Source organism: Allocellulophaga tsushimaensis (genome assembly GCF_055383085.1).
Genome location: NZ_AP039451.1, coordinates 3,370,569 through 3,385,632, shown reverse-complemented (window position 1 = coordinate 3,385,632; position 15,064 = coordinate 3,370,569). Strand labels below are relative to the sequence as shown.

12 protein-coding genes are annotated in these 15,064 nt (G+C 29.7%); 4 read left to right on the top strand and 8 right to left on the bottom strand.

Going from position 1 to position 15,064, the window contains the following annotated elements:
• Nucleotides 1–26 precede the first annotated feature (26 nt).
• From ACZ451_RS14690 to ACZ451_RS14680, 3 genes are all read left to right on the top strand, one after another.
• Nucleotides 27–473 carry a type I restriction enzyme HsdR N-terminal domain-containing protein gene (locus tag ACZ451_RS14690; RefSeq protein WP_464213704.1) on the top strand — a complete coding sequence of 149 codons (447 nt, stop codon included), beginning with the start codon at nucleotides 27–29 and terminating at the stop codon, nucleotides 471–473.
• Between the two features lie 63 nt (nucleotides 474–536).
• Complete coding sequence (locus ACZ451_RS14685; protein ID WP_464213702.1) at nucleotides 537–1,541, top strand: glycosyltransferase family 2 protein; 1,005 nt, start codon at nucleotides 537–539, stop codon at nucleotides 1,539–1,541.
• Between the two features lie 77 nt (nucleotides 1,542–1,618).
• Nucleotides 1,619–2,473 carry an OmpA/MotB family protein gene (locus ACZ451_RS14680; protein ID WP_464213700.1) on the top strand — a complete coding sequence of 285 codons (855 nt, stop codon included), beginning with the start codon at nucleotides 1,619–1,621 and terminating at the stop codon, nucleotides 2,471–2,473.
• Between the two features lie 75 nt (nucleotides 2,474–2,548).
• On the opposite strand, the gene ACZ451_RS14675 is transcribed toward ACZ451_RS14680, so the two are convergent.
• The 8 genes from ACZ451_RS14675 to ACZ451_RS14640 form a co-directional block, all read right to left on the bottom strand.
• Entirely contained in the window at nucleotides 2,549–3,820 is a 1,272-nt protein-coding gene (locus ACZ451_RS14675; protein WP_464213698.1) for a hypothetical protein, read from the bottom strand.
• A 3-nt stretch (nucleotides 3,821–3,823) separates the two neighbouring features.
• Entirely contained in the window at nucleotides 3,824–5,740 is a 1,917-nt protein-coding gene (locus tag ACZ451_RS14670) for a zinc dependent phospholipase C family protein (protein ID WP_464213696.1), read from the bottom strand.
• A 424-nt stretch (nucleotides 5,741–6,164) separates the two neighbouring features.
• A complete protein-coding gene (locus tag ACZ451_RS14665) occupies nucleotides 6,165–6,782 on the bottom strand; it encodes a DEAD/DEAH box helicase (protein ID WP_464213694.1) in 618 nt (205 codons plus the stop codon).
• Between the two features lie 262 nt (nucleotides 6,783–7,044).
• Nucleotides 7,045–7,887, bottom strand: coding sequence for a 1,4-dihydroxy-2-naphthoyl-CoA synthase (locus ACZ451_RS14660; protein WP_464213692.1), 843 nt, complete (start codon nucleotides 7,885–7,887; stop codon nucleotides 7,045–7,047).
• A gap of 21 nt (nucleotides 7,888–7,908) precedes the next feature.
• Nucleotides 7,909–10,233 carry a tetratricopeptide repeat protein gene (locus tag ACZ451_RS14655; protein ID WP_464213690.1) on the bottom strand — a complete coding sequence of 775 codons (2,325 nt, stop codon included), beginning with the start codon at nucleotides 10,231–10,233 and terminating at the stop codon, nucleotides 7,909–7,911.
• 54 nt (nucleotides 10,234–10,287) lie between these two features.
• Nucleotides 10,288–11,541, bottom strand: a complete 1,254-nt coding sequence (locus tag ACZ451_RS14650) for a glycosyltransferase (RefSeq protein WP_464213688.1) — start codon at nucleotides 11,539–11,541, stop codon at nucleotides 10,288–10,290.
• A 15-nt stretch (nucleotides 11,542–11,556) separates the two neighbouring features.
• A complete protein-coding gene (locus tag ACZ451_RS14645; protein ID WP_464213686.1) occupies nucleotides 11,557–13,068 on the bottom strand; it encodes a DEAD/DEAH box helicase in 1,512 nt (503 codons plus the stop codon).
• Between the two features lie 138 nt (nucleotides 13,069–13,206).
• Nucleotides 13,207–13,716, bottom strand: a complete 510-nt coding sequence (locus ACZ451_RS14640; protein ID WP_464213684.1) for a DUF6155 family protein — start codon at nucleotides 13,714–13,716, stop codon at nucleotides 13,207–13,209.
• A gap of 208 nt (nucleotides 13,717–13,924) precedes the next feature.
• Between ACZ451_RS14640 and ACZ451_RS14635 the strand changes: the two genes are divergently transcribed.
• Nucleotides 13,925–14,788, top strand: coding sequence for a sigma-70 family RNA polymerase sigma factor (locus ACZ451_RS14635; protein WP_464213682.1), 864 nt, complete (start codon nucleotides 13,925–13,927; stop codon nucleotides 14,786–14,788).
• Nucleotides 14,789–15,064: the final 276 nt, after the last annotated feature.

Sequence of the window (15,064 nt, the reverse complement as noted above, 5' to 3'; positions counted from 1 at the left end):
TTAAAAAAAATCATCAAATTTGTACTATGCAAGCGTTAAATTTACCTGCTTACAACTTTCGTTTCAAAAATAGGGAAAATAAAGTCTATATTTTTGATGTAATCCGCAAAAAATTTGTGGTTTTACAACCCGAAGAATGGGTAAGACAGCATATACTCCAATACTTAATCCAAGAGAAAAAATATCCTAAAAGTCTCATCAATGTAGAAAAGCAATTAAATAGTAATGGTGTAAAGAAGCGATATGATATTGTAATCTTTAAACCTAATGGCGCAATTGCTATTTTAGTAGAGTGTAAAGCACCAGAAATAAAAATTAATCAAACTACTTTTGATCAAATTGCACAATACAATCTGCTTTTAAAAGCAGATTACCTTATGGTTACTAATGGAATGCAACATATTTATTGCAAGATGGATTTTGAAAAAGAAAAGTATACGTTTTTAAAGGATATTCCTGATTTTAGCCGTTAATTTGCAACCTATAAAAGAATAATGAACTTATAGCATGTATCTAAAAGAAAAGGTGCAATTTGAATGTTAAAAATAGCAGTTGTAATACTTAATTGGAATGGAGAAAAATTATTAGAACAATTTTTACCTTCAGTAACACAATATTCTAATAATGCTACGATCTATGTTGCAGATAATGCTTCTACCGATAATTCAATTCATTTTATAAAAGAAAACTACCCCACTGTAAAAATTATTAAAAACACAGTAAATGGAGGTTATGCTAAAGGTTATAATGATGCTTTACAGCATATAGATGCAGAAATTTATTGTTTGTTAAATTCTGATGTTGAAGTAACAAAAAATTGGCTAAATCCAATAGAAAATACTTTTTCAGAATTTCCTGATATTTCAATTATACAACCTAAAATACTAGATTTAAAACAGAAAGATTATTTTGAGTATGCTGGTGCTGCAGGAGGATATATAGATCAGTTAGGCTATCCATTTTGTAGAGGTAGAATTTTTCAAGCGTTAGAAAAAGACACTGGCCAGTATAATGATATTCAAGAGATATTTTGGGCTACAGGTGCATGTATGTTTATAAAGAGTACAGTCTTTAAAGAATTAAATGGTTTTGATGAAGATTATTTTGCGCATCAAGAAGAGGTAGATTTATGTTGGAGAGCAAAAAATCAGGGCCATAAAGTATTCTATGTAGGAACATCTGAAATTTATCATCTAGGAGGATCAACACTCACTAATATGAACCCAAAAAAAACATATTTAAATTTTAGAAACTCCTTGTATTCTATCACAAAAAATTTACCGCGCAAGAAAGCATTTTGTATTATCTTTGTGCGATTGTTACTGGATGGTGTTGCAGGGTTACGCTTTATTTTTCAATTAAAATTTAACCATTGCTTTGCAATTTTAAGAGCTCATTTTAGCTTTTATAAAAACTTTAGCAAGGTTTATAAGAAAAGAGAAAAAACAAAATATATTCGAAAATATTATACTGTAAAGTCCATTGTTTGGTCTCATTTCGTATATCATATTAGAAAATTTAACATTTTAGTAAAAGATTAACTAAGTTGTAATAGCCTACTATTACATTTTATATAAATTTGAAACTGTTTAAACAATATAATCTATTTATAATTATTATGAAAAAAATCATTTTAGGATGTTTAGGAATTACTTTATTAGTAGCATCATGTGTACCACAAAAGAAATTTGCTGAATTAGAAGCAAAACATAAGGAAACACAGGATTTATTAAATTCAGCTACTGTAAAATTAAACAATTGTTTAGAAGAAAAAGCAACTGCATCTGCAAGGTTAAAGACTTTAGAAGATCAAAATAAATTTTTAAAAGGAAACAATCAAGTACTTATAGATAATTTAGGAAATCTTACAGACTTAAGTGCAGCTGGTGCTAAAAACTTAGAAAGATCTTTAGAAAATATAAAAGAAAAAGATTTAACGATCCGTAAATTAAATCAGGCTATTACCAGAAGAGATTCTGTAAACCTATCTTTAGTACAAAGTTTAAAGGGTGTTCTAGGAAACTTAGACGATGAAGATATTGAAATTAGTGTAGAAAAAGGTGTTGTTTTTGTATCAATATCTGATAAGCTTTTATTTAGCAGTGGTAGCTATAAATTATCCCAAAAAGCAAAAGGAGTATTAGGGAAAGTTGCTAAAGTAGTAAACAATAAGCCAGATTTTGACTTTTTAGTTGAAGGACACACAGATGATGTTCCTTATAGAAAAGGAATTTTAGAAGATAACTGGGATTTGAGTGCTAAACGTGCTACTTCTGTTGTACGTGTTTTACAAAACGATTATGGTGTAGATCCTAAGCGTATGACTGCAGCAGGAAGATCTTCTTATATTCCATTAGACGCTACAGATAAATCTAAAAATAGAAGAACCCGTATTGTAGTTCTTCCAAAAATAGATCAGTTTTATGATATGATTGAAGAAGGAATGAAAGATCCAGCAATCAACGGAAACTAAGAATAAAAAATTAAAAAAATTAAAGGCGACCATCTCGGTCGCCTTTTTTAATACAAAAAATTTTAGCTAGTTAAGTTATTGATTGTTCCAAACTATTTTTTTAACACCAATATGTCGGTCCTCATCGGAGTTTAAAACATTGAAATTTTTTGGCATGTCATATGGTGCTATTGAATATGCTCGTATTGTAAAAATAAAATCTCGTCTATCTTTTTTAACTGGAGCTTTCCATGAAATTTTAACAGTTTTAGAATCAAAAGCTCCTAAAAAAGTAGTTGTAGAACCAATAAATTGTTGATCATTAATATCCTTTGAATCCTTATGAATTCTACGTCTAGTACTAAATTTACCACGAGGTGCAATCTCTATTAAATCTCCTTTTTTAATTTTTATCCTAGGGTTACTCTTTAAAGAAAGGCTAATATGATTTCCTGTCCTTACACTATTAGGTTGAGAATTTCTACTTTTTCCTAGTACTTTTACATTAAACTGATTACGTGTACCACTTCTTGATGTTCCAGTGAAAATATTTATTTTCTTATTTGAAGAAAAATTATACATGCCTTGTTCTACAACTCCAGTTACATGAGTACCCCTACCAGCTATTTTAAAAACATCTTCTACATGAAACCTAAAAGAACGTTGATCTAAAGGGATATCATCTGAATTCACTAACATATCACCCGTTTTAATCTCTCTTTTAAATTTTTCTCTTAATGTTTTATTCAAAGAAAGAAATAAGGTGATTTCACCTCTTATATTCTCTACAGTATGAAAAGTGCTAGATGTTGAGGGCTGTGTAATACCATTTACACGGGTTGTATAAGTAAAATCACTTCCTAAAACATCTAAGATATCTCCAAGTACAATTTTTCCTTTTTCTAGTTTTCCTTTTATTTGAAGCCCTAAAAAGTTCACGGAAATTTGATGAATTGTAAATTCAACATTATATTCTTTCATTTTCTTAGCAACAAAGAACTCAACATTAACTGTCGGCATATAAATATCTCCTCTATTAACAAGTGTTGCTTCTAGATTATAGCTAGTATTTGGATTTATATTTTGTGCTACACGCCCAGAGCTTTTATGCGTTAAGTTAACACCAAAACTATTTTGATTAAATCTAGCATTTCTCCTTCCTTTATCATTATGAGCACTAGGGATTAATAAAAATGATTTCCCTGTATGCAAGCCTAAATTTAATTTGATTCCATTTTGAAGCGCTTTCGCTCTTTCATCCTGATATTCTCTTGTCTCAACATAATCTGCAAAAGCGTTGCTGTTTAATTCAATATCATTTTTTATAAGCGCTATTGAACGATCTATTTTTTTATGAAAATTACTCATGATTTATTTTTTTAATATGGGTTGAACTGGTTCTACTATTTCATCATCTGCTGTACAGGAAGTGCTTTCCCAACATGGATAACCAATACCACGATCTGCATCTAAATTAATATCAGGAATTTCTTTATTTTCTAAGAATTGTTGATACAAATAACTGGTTAATAAGCAGGAGTTACCCAACTGTTCTCTCCTACCCTCAGTTTTAAGTGCTTCAAAATCATTAATCTGATTGATTGAATTCACAAAGTTTGTATTTAGATTAATATTCCCTTCTATAAAATAATCATGAGGTTCAGTAGCATAACTTGTTGGTGCTGGTGTAGCTGTATTTAACTCTGGATCCGTACTTGGATACATAAGATGGGCTTCTTGTGATGCAACTCTAAATATTCCTTTATTTACATCAACATGTTTTAAAGGGTATTCCCATGAAGTACGCAATGTATTTCCCTGCAAATCTGGTAATGTAGGATTAAGCATATGTTCTACCCTTGAATCGTTTAAATACCTAACAGAAGGAAACGCCATTCCGTTTAATGAAACTGAAAGACGGAAATAATCATAAATACCATAAATAGATTGGTATATAAAATTTAGAATATGGTGAAATGCATGTGCACCAATTGCAACAAAAGATCCAATTAAAGCATCTAATAAAGCCGCAGCTATTTTTGCCAATTCTTTAATAATACGTGCTAAATTTTTAAAGAAATTAATAATATTTCTAGGGTTAAAATTCCATGAAAAATCAACATCACCTAAAATATCTCCAATTTCTCTTATAGCATCTGTCACTCTTTGTACAAAATCATCAAATGTTTCTCGAATTTCTTCTGTTAATGGTGGCAAATCTGGTAATGATGGAGGTAAAATAGCTTCTTCTGTACTAGATTTAAACCAACTATACCATAATCTATATGCAGCATCAACTTCCTCTGGTTCCATACCGTCACCGAATATAGATGAACCATCATCATTTTTATACACTTCTTTTGTAGCATTAGAAAATAACTCACTTAACTCCTGAGGAAGCCCAATATCAGTAATTTCTGGTGTTAAACCATCTATAATAGATTCTGTATCGTTAATTCTATTATGCTCATTAAAGTTAAATCGAAAATCGTCATGCAAATTACTATTACTAAAATCTTTATTTGAATATTGATGTAAAGCAGAAACATCCTGAAATTTCTCTACTACATTATGGCGCTGTGAGTGTGTTCTAAATGGACCTCTAACAATATTATTAACATAAGGATGCCCAACACTATCTGCTGATACATGAGATAAGTAACCGATGGCATAAGCATGCAATTTAGGATTATCCTTACTGTGTTCTAGTAAATATTGTGCAAATTTTCCTGTTCTTCGATAGTGTAAAATATCAAACCACCACCATTTATTTTTTGGTTCACAATTTTGAATAGGGTGTGCTAAAAAGCTATAGATATCAATATTAGAAGTAACAAAATCTTCAATTGCAGTAGATACAGTGGCTTCTATAAGCCCAACTAAACTCTTAGTATCTTCAATCATCCTTTTAATATTTCTAAAAGTTACAGATTCTTCAACTACTTCATCTACCGCTTCATCTAATTCGTCTTTTAGTTCCTTTAGTTCTGTTAAGATTGGAAATGTTTCTTCTATTTTACCCTCTACCTCTTTCAGTGTTTTTGCTAATTTTATAATCATTTTAGCAGGAAAAAATTCGCCTAAAGGCCAATCTTTCACATTAAAAAAAAGAAAATCTGGACCCAATGTTCCAAAATTGAGATAGGTTTCATGTTCTTTTAACCAATTTAAAGTTTCATCGTTAAAATATTTAGCATTATTTGGATCACCATTTAAAGTGGATCCTGATTGATTAACTCCTTTATGAAGTTGTTGACCGATAATATAATGTACAGATGGACCTGGCATATTTATGCGTTTTTAAATTAATAATTAATTGAAAACCTTAAGGATTTTATTTTTTGAAATGGGTTACCCATTCCTATATAATATTTTAAAATTCTTAAACAGAATTAAAATATTTATAGATATCATCATGATTATATGTGATGAAAGTAAGTTTTAAATTACTTTAAAAAATAAATTATGTAAGAATTGCAAATTAATATGTGTAGATAGTAATTTTTTATTTACCTCATTAAAGTGGCAAAATGCTAAATAACAATTATATAGGTTTTAACCACAAGTTTCTATCATTAGACAACAATAGTTTATTTAAACGCTACAAGAAATATACTTTTACAGTGTTATAATTTTAAAGAGTTAGTTTTTCATTTTCATATAGTGTTCTCAAAAAATGGCTTTAATCGCTTGATTAGAGCCTTTTTTATGCTTATTCATTTGCTTTTACGGTAATAGCATTATGCATAAAAACATTTCTCATACGTTCTAAGCGTTCATCAAATACCGTAGCTAAAACTACATATTGGCATTTTTCTATACTTTCTGGTGTTCTAATTACATCTGAATAGGCACTTGCTTTCTTTAAAAACTCTGCATCTTCTATTATAAAAAGTTTTAACTGACTTAAATTAATCCCGTTTAAAAAGAATATTTTATTAAGTCGTTTGGGGGTAGCAATTACAATATCAACTCCATCGTAAATATCTGCTCTTTGATCTTCTATGTTTTGCTCGTCGTAAGCACAATATATTCTTAAATCCATTCGCTTTGTAAAACGTTTAAAATCGTCTGCCAAAGCTAAAGCCTTTTGTTTGTCAGCTACAAATATTAATGCTCTAGGAGCGTCTTCAAATGCTTTACATTCTAATTTTTGTAATGTACTTATAATAATCGCTGTAGATTTCCCGCACCCCTTAGGACCAATACCATATACATTAACACCACTCTTTATTTTTGGTAATAATTGTTTTTGAAATGGTAAAGGAATATCAAATTCTAAAAGATCTAGTGCTTCTTGTAATGCTGGATGTATTTTTTTAAAAGACATATTGTTAATTAAAATTCTTCATTTTTTTGGCGTTTAAAAAGTGCTTATAACGTTTTTTTATGATCTCACCACAAGTTTTAAGCAGTTCACAACAATAGTTTCTCAAAAGAGTGAAAGCCCTGTATATTTATGGTATAATAAAAAGAAATAAAAATTTTCATTTTCATATAGTGTTCTCAAAAAGGGGCTTTATCTAAAAGGGTAAAGCCTTTTTTAATGCCTTATATTCAAGAAAGATTAGTGCTATAGGGTATTAATCTGCTTAAGGAAGCCATTTATTTTCGCCAAAATCTGGTTTTCTTTTTTCCAAAAATGCATTTCTACCTTCTTTAGCCTCTTCTGTCATATAGGCTAAACGAGTAGCTTCACCAGCAAATACTTGTTGTCCTACCATACCGTCATCAGTAAGGTTCATTGCAAATTTGAGCATTTTTATAGAAGTTGGTGATTTTTCTAAAATTTCTTGTGCCCATTGGTAAGCGGTATCTTCTAATTCTTCATGAGGAATTACTGCATTTACCATTCCCATTTCATATGCTTCTTGTGCTGAATAATTTCTTCCTAAAAAGAAAATTTCTCTTGCTTTTTTTTGTCCTACCATTTTTGCTAAATATGCCGAGCCATAACCACCATCAAAACTTGTAACATCAGCATCTGTTTGCTTAAATATTGCATGCTCTTTGCTTGCTAAAGTTAAATCGCAGACAACATGTAAACTATGCCCCCCACCAACTGCCCATCCTGGTACAACAGCAATTACTGCTTTTGGCATAAAACGAATCATACGCTGCACTTCTAGAATATTTAAACGATGTTGGCCATCTTCTCCTACATAACCCTGGTGCCCTCTTGCTTTTTGATCTCCTCCACTGCAAAAAGACCAAATTCCATCTTTTGTAGATGGCCCTTCTGCAGATAACAAAACTACTCCTATTGTAGTATCTTCTTGTGCATCATAAAAAGCTTTTATGAGTTCGCTTGTTGTGTTAGGACGAAATGCATTACGAACATTTGGCCTATTAAATGCAATACGTGCTACACCATTACACTTTTTATAGGTGATGTCTTTGAATTCTAAGGCTTTTTTCCAATTTGGTAATTCCATAAGTTTAAATATTAAGCAAGATTAGCCTTCTTTTTCGTTATAAATTAATAACCTTGCTGCAAGTTCATTAGCTCTTTTTAAATACACAAAGTCTTTATCTGCATTAGACCAGTACTTCATTGCAATATCTAAATATTCTTTAGCTTCTTGTTTATTTTCTTTTTCTAATAAAAGTGCCATTCTATAATAATAGATGGGTTCATCTGTTTTTTGATCTATTGCTTTTTGCAGGATTTGTTTAGCTGTTTTTATATCCCCTACTTTGTTATATATTTCGGCTAAGAAAAAACTATTTGCATCAAATAATTTTTTAATTTTCCCTGTATCTTTCTCTAAAATTTTAAGACATGTTTCATAATCTCCTAATTGGTAAAATTTTAATAATTCATAAAATTCTTTAAAACCATCTCCATAGTTTTCATACTCTTTAGAGCAAGTCAAGAACTCTTCATTATTTATTTTTACTTCATAATCTCGAACAATAATATTTGACTGTACTATACAGTCAAATATGGGAATTGATTCAGCAGAATACTTTCCTATTTCCTTTATCAATCTATCTATTTCATTTGTCTGATTTATTGTTTGATACAAATCAAATTTTACGTTAAAAGTTCTAGTTAACATAGCACTTAAAGGAGTATTTTTAAGACCATATTTTTCATAGGTTTCGTAAGCTTTTAAAGATTTATTAATTTGCCCCGTTCTTCTAAAAAAATACCCTTTAATCCATAAAAAGTTTAGACTATCTGTAAGTGTAGTTGCTTGTGCTATTCCCTTATCTATCCTCTCATTTGCTTTGACTAAATCTAAATTTCTAAAATCTAAATAGGCTAATCTTGCTTGTAACTTTGTGTTTAAAGGATCTAATGCTTCTTCTTCAAAAAGTATCTCTTTAGCTTTTTCTATTCTCCCCTGCTTTTCATAAATATCTGCATATCGCATCCGATCTTGTTTTCTATCAGGAAATTCTCTGCTAAACCTATCTAATGTTTTTTCTGCTTCTATATATTCTTCATTTTCTACTTCTAAATTATAGAGTGTTAATAATCCTTTTTCAATATTACCATTATCTATAGCTTCTTGTATTAATACTTTAGCACTATCTATGCCTTTGTTAGCCTTATAATAACTTAGTAAATTATTATAAGCACTAAATTCGTATGGAAACATTTTTCTACGCAATTCTTGGAGTTTACAATAGGCATCAAAATTATTTGTGTAATTGTATAGGACTTCTTTAGCATAAAACTGCGTTCTTTCTGGCAATGAATTACCATATTTAATTGATTTTTTAATTGCTACAATAGCTTGATCACTTTTTCCTGCATTGTATAACGAGGTACCCAAATAAAGGTAACAGGTAGAACACATTGCGTCTGATTCAACTGATTTGTTAGCAAAATCTATTACTTTTTCTAATCCTGATGGATCGTTATAGTAAGCCATTCGAGATTTAGTTAAATATTCTAATGACTTTGTATTTTCTGTAATTAAAGAAGAACTTGGTAAACTGGTTTTATTTTTAGATCCTTCAATAGGGTTGGGAATATGATCAAAAATGTATTGTTTTATTTTATCAATTGCAACAAAAGGGTTTTTGTCTGTGATATCAAAAGACATGATACTCTTACCATCATTAGAACTATATAAATTACTAGCAAAAATATATTGTTCATCTTTTATCGAGTAAGATATTCTGGTGAAATAATCACAGCGCACTTCATTTGCAATTTTTCGTTGCATACCAACACTAGGTACTGTAAATGGTTTAAGTTCTAATCGGTCATAAACACTATGTAAACTATATTGAGAGTAAGAATAAAATTCTGGCCTTTGATCAACACTTGATTCCAACAAATTTGAAAAAGCTACCCCCCACCAATCTAATTCATTATCATCTGTTAGATTTTCGAATTGAAAAATAGCAACAGTTTTCACTTGATTAAAAACAGGAACAACTGTTTCAATTTTTTCCCCTTTTTCGTCAGTTAAAGTTACAATTTCTGATTGTTTTGGTTTTTCATTATTAAATAAAAGACCTCCTAATATAAAAGCAATTATTACATTTCCTAAAACAACAAACTTTGGCCATTTTACAACCCCTTTTGTAGTTTTTGGATTTAATTGATCACTAAAATAAATTAGAATAATAATAGCAGGTATCAACGCAAACCAGACAAGCAAGTATTTATCTACTAAATTTTCAGTGAAATTGTACCGTCTCGTCAAAAATTCCACAAATTGTAAAAGTCCAAAGCCGACGGCAAAATATGTCCCTAAGTATTGAGGCACTTTTTTATCCCATAATACCTGAAACCATGATTTTTTATCTTCTGAAGCCATACACTAAATATATCTACTAATATAAAGGATGTAACTTAAAAGAAACTTATTAATTTATTTTTTTTTTAAAACAACTTCTTTATTCTTCTCTTCAATCCATTTAGACATATACTTGGTGCTTTTCATGCTTTCATGAAGTAGCAGTGCCCCTATAAAATTAGCTTTTCTATGAGCTATTAAATTAGATTGAATGTCTATTAATTTGGATTCAAAATTAGTACTCAAAATATTTTTATCATATAACTGATTTATAATTCTAAATCCATTTTGTTGTGCTATGTTCCATTTTTCTTGATTTTGGTATAATGATGCCGCTGCATTTGCAAATTCTACTGCATTATCCACAACTTCACCACACCAATCTAAATCTCTATGCATCCCCTCTGCTCCTATTTTTGTGGTGATACTTGGCAGACCAAAACACATAGCATCGGCTAGTTTCCCTTTTATACCAGCTCCAAACCGCAATGGCGCTAAATTAATTCTAGCACCTTTCATCATAATTTCTAAATCATCTACAAAACCATGAACTATAACTCCTTCATCTGGCCTATGCATTTCTACTATTTGTTGTGGTAAATAGGCACCATACACATGTAGCGTAGCATTAGGTAATTCTTTTCTTATCAATGGCCATATTTTCTTATTTAACCAAAGAAAGGCATCTATATTTGGCGTGTGTTTCCCGTTTCCTATACAGACAAAATCTTTTCTGTTTTCAAAAGAGGGCATTTCATTTTTTTTTGTATAAATTTCTGCTAACATAAATGGTAAATGCAATAGTAAAGAAGTACTGATTTTTATGTGCTTACAGAGTAATTCCATTTCATAGCTTGAAATAATCAGCGAAAGATCGCAACGATAAATACTAGCTATTTCTCTTTTTGTAATATCACTTTTTAACCATTCATCAATTGTAAAAGAGCTATTTTTTTTACATAATTGTGCTCTAACACTACGTAAACTATGTAAATCTTCTGTATCCAAAATACGTATTGCACTTGGAACATTTTCAGCTACACGCCAACCAAATTGTTCTTCTGTTAAAAAACGATCAAACAAAACAATTTCTGGTTGTAATTTTAGTATAAAATCATCAAAACTAGTATTATTTAATGCTATCGAAACTTCAGTGATACCTAAATCTTCTAATTTTAAAGATAAATTACTTTTACTAGCAGTAGATGCGAACGTAATTTTGTAATTTTTATTCAGGAAAAATTCAATAAGTTGCTGCATTCTACTTCCAGCAGCAGTGGCATTTGGCTCTGGCCAAACAAAACCAATAATGAGTAACTTTTTTGACATCTAACTTAGATTGTACTACATTTTTTCAGAAAATTTTTGAGAAATCTTTAAACGAAGTTTTCGCTCATAATCTTCTTCTAGCCACTCTTTATAATTCTTAGTATTGTTCATAATACAATAGGAGTACAAACGGACTCTATAAGCAATTTCTTCTTTTAACAGCTTTGCTAAAATTCTCGCATCAAAAACATCTTCGCTATTTTCCATGCAAATTTGCGCATGTTGCTCTAAGCTTTTTTCTAAAACTAGTTTAGATTTACCACCTTCGGCAAAAATCTTTTTATATTCCTCTTTTACATCAAAATCTAGATGCGTAGACTTAGAAAACCTTGCTCTTAAATCATCTGGCATTGTATAAACAAATTCTCGTTCTATTTCCTCATCATTTTTAATATTTTCAAGATAAAAATCTGGAAAATGAAAAATTTCTTTCCAATCTATCGGTGCATTCCACATTCCAAAACGAGCCACATTATTCCCCATATCTAGCACTGTAAAAGTATCTTTATTTGGTAAAATACGAGATCCTCTACCGATCATCTGAAAATATAATGTAAGTGATTTTGTAGCTCTATTTAATATAATGGTCTCAACAGTGGGCTCATCAAAACCTGTTGTTAATATACTTACCGAAGTTAAGATAGCATCTGGTGTATTTTTAAACCAAGTTAAAATTTCTTTACGTTCCGTTGCATTATTTTTATTATCTAAATGTCTAATATTATAGCCTGCTTTTTTAAAGGTTTCATAAACGTAAATAGAGGTATTAATACCATTATTAAAAATTAAGGTTTTGGTACCCTTTGCTACTTCTTCATACGCATATATTAACTTAGAAAGCATGGTATAATTACCATATAACTCTTCTGATGATTTTACAGTATAATCGCCACCTACTCCAATTTTTAAATTTCTAAGGCTAACATCTTTATTGTAAACAATTGCTTTTGCTAAAAAATTCTTATCAATTAAGGATTGTATAGATTCTCCTACGATCAACTTTTTATAGTTATCTTTCATAGGTAGTTTTATATTAGAACTTAATGGCGTAGCAGTTACACCGAGAATAATAGAATTTTCAAAATATTTAAATAGTTTACGGAAAGAATTATAGTGTGCTTCATCAATAATAACAAGTCCAATATTATTTATTTCAACTTTTTCTTCTTGCAATCTGTTGTTTAATGTTTCAACCATCGCAACAAAGCACATATACTCATCCTGATCTATAAGCTCTTTAACACTGCTATTTATAATTTTATTTTTTACGCCAAAACCATCAAGCATTTTAGATGTCTGCGTTCCTAATTCTATTCTATGCGTTAATACTACAACTTTTTTTTGGCGTTCTTTTATAAAACGTTTTGCTATTTCAGAAAACACAACAGTTTTTCCGCCACCAGTAGGGAGTTGGTATAATAAATTTACATTATCAGGAGAATTATTTAAAAACTCAAAAATGGAATTTAAATCTTGTAATTGATAATCATAAAGTTTTTTTTCTATTATTTCTTGAGAATGCTTCAAAAGCGAATTATAATTACTGTGTTAGAGTTGTCTGCTTACTTGGCTTATAAAAAAACCAATCTAACAAAAATAATAGATTTTTATATTCAAACGTATTTTATAACGTTAATTAAAGAAATAATTTAGTTTTACACGATTTTATTCTATTTGATCTAATGCCCTTGAAAAATCTTCAATATTGGGCCATTCTTGAAGTTCAACATCTTTATATATTTTTAGTATTCTATCTTTAAAATCTTGTAAGAGTCCATGTTGAGATATGTATACAACTACCTGGTTAAACGAATTAAACATACTTTTATAAAAAGAGTCTGCTACTTTTTTTTCTTCTGAAAAAGATTGGGCAATTTCTATATTATACAACATTAAATCGGCTACCAAATGTAATTCTACACCCAATTTTATAAAGTGCTTAATATAATTTTGAGCTATAGATCGTCTCATACGAGCTTTTTTCCTTTTTAATGGATAATACTCATTAGAAATTTTAATTTTAGCTTCTTGAATAAGCTTATCCTCTTTTGGATTAAATACAAAATTGAAGTATTCTTTTACCACCGGAAACCTATCATACAAATCTAAAAGTTGAATTTCTAACTCTTCTTTTGGTAGTGCAGATGCATAAGCTTTTAATTCTCTTTTACTCATTTTTAAAACAAATATTTGGTTTAAAAGTACAAAAGATTCCAATCTGAAGCTCAATTACAATTTAAAACCAATTGGAATATTCTTGAAAAAAATATTGTTTTTTTGATAAAAACATAAACTTATTATAAAATAGCCCCTATTTGTAAGCAAAAGTTTGAAAATTCATTAAAAAATACTACTTTGTAAGTCCAGAACAATATATTGACATATGAGGCAACTAAAGATTATCAAGCAGGTAACTAATAGAGAATCAAAATCATTAGACAAGTACTTGCAAGATATCAGTAAAATAGATTTAATTACTGCTAATGAAGAAGTTGATTTAGCACAAAGGATTAGAGAGGGCGATCAAGTTGCTTTAGAAAAATTAACGACAGCAAATTTACGATTTGTGGTTTCTGTTGCAAAACAATACCAAAATCAAGGACTTACTTTACCAGATTTAATTAATGAAGGTAATGTTGGCTTAGTTAAAGCTGCAAAACGGTTTGATGAAACAAGAGGTTTTAAATTTATATCTTATGCCGTTTGGTGGATAAGACAATCCATATTACAAGCATTAGCAGAACAATCTAGAATTGTGAGGCTTCCCTTAAATAAAATTGGTTCTATAAATAAAATTAAGAAAGCGTTTTCTTATTTAGAACAAGCACATGAAAGACCACCATCTCCTGAGGAAATTGCTAAGGAATTAGAAATGACTGTTAGTGAAGTGAGACAATCTTTAAAAAATACAGGAAGACATGTTTCCATGGATGCTCCATTAAAAGAAGGGGAAGATTCTAATCTATATAATGTTTTAGGCTCTGGAGAATCTCCAAACCCTGATAAAAAGTTATTGCAACAATCTCTAAATATAGAAATCAATAGAGCTTTAGAAACACTGTCGCAGAGAGAAGCTGATGTTGTTAAATTATATTATGGAATTGGCGACCAACACTCTATGACTTTAGAGGAAATTGGACAGACTTTTGACTTAACAAGAGAACGTGTAAGACAAATAAGAGAAAAAGCTATTAGAAAACTAAAACACAACTCTAGAAGTAAGATATTAAAAACATATCTAGGATAGATTACAAGCGTAAATTACTAATAAAGCCTCACTAAATATATTTAGTGAGGCTTTATTAGTTTTAAGTCTTTTATTAATTATGAATGGTTCAACCCATTGATATTGTAATTTCCTAAAATTTCATTTAAACTTTCAATAAAACTTAAATACGCTGAATTTTCTTGATTCTTGTTTGTCATAATTACTGCATTTTGTAGGTTAATATATTTTTGGATGATTTTATAAAAAATCTAATTCTACTAATTCGTTTAAACTTAATATTTCATTTAAATCTTG

Coding starts and splice junctions, on each gene's coding strand:
- ACZ451_RS14690 (WP_464213704.1), top strand. CDS start 27: ATGCAAGCGTTAAATTTACCTGCTTACAACTTTCGTTTCAAAAATAGG.
- ACZ451_RS14685 (WP_464213702.1), top strand. CDS start 537: ATGTTAAAAATAGCAGTTGTAATACTTAATTGGAATGGAGAAAAATTA.
- ACZ451_RS14680 (WP_464213700.1), top strand. CDS start 1,619: ATGAAAAAAATCATTTTAGGATGTTTAGGAATTACTTTATTAGTAGCA.
- ACZ451_RS14675 (WP_464213698.1), bottom strand. CDS start 3,820: ATGAGTAATTTTCATAAAAAAATAGATCGTTCAATAGCGCTTATAAAA.
- ACZ451_RS14670 (WP_464213696.1), bottom strand. CDS start 5,740: ATGCCAGGTCCATCTGTACATTATATTATCGGTCAACAACTTCATAAA.
- ACZ451_RS14665 (WP_464213694.1), bottom strand. CDS start 6,782: ATGTCTTTTAAAAAAATACATCCAGCATTACAAGAAGCACTAGATCTT.
- ACZ451_RS14660 (WP_464213692.1), bottom strand. CDS start 7,887: ATGGAATTACCAAATTGGAAAAAAGCCTTAGAATTCAAAGACATCACC.
- ACZ451_RS14655 (WP_464213690.1), bottom strand. CDS start 10,233: ATGGCTTCAGAAGATAAAAAATCATGGTTTCAGGTATTATGGGATAAA.
- ACZ451_RS14650 (WP_464213688.1), bottom strand. CDS start 11,541: ATGTCAAAAAAGTTACTCATTATTGGTTTTGTTTGGCCAGAGCCAAAT.
- ACZ451_RS14640 (WP_464213684.1), bottom strand. CDS start 13,716: ATGAGTAAAAGAGAATTAAAAGCTTATGCATCTGCACTACCAAAAGAA.
- ACZ451_RS14635 (WP_464213682.1), top strand. CDS start 13,925: ATGAGGCAACTAAAGATTATCAAGCAGGTAACTAATAGAGAATCAAAA.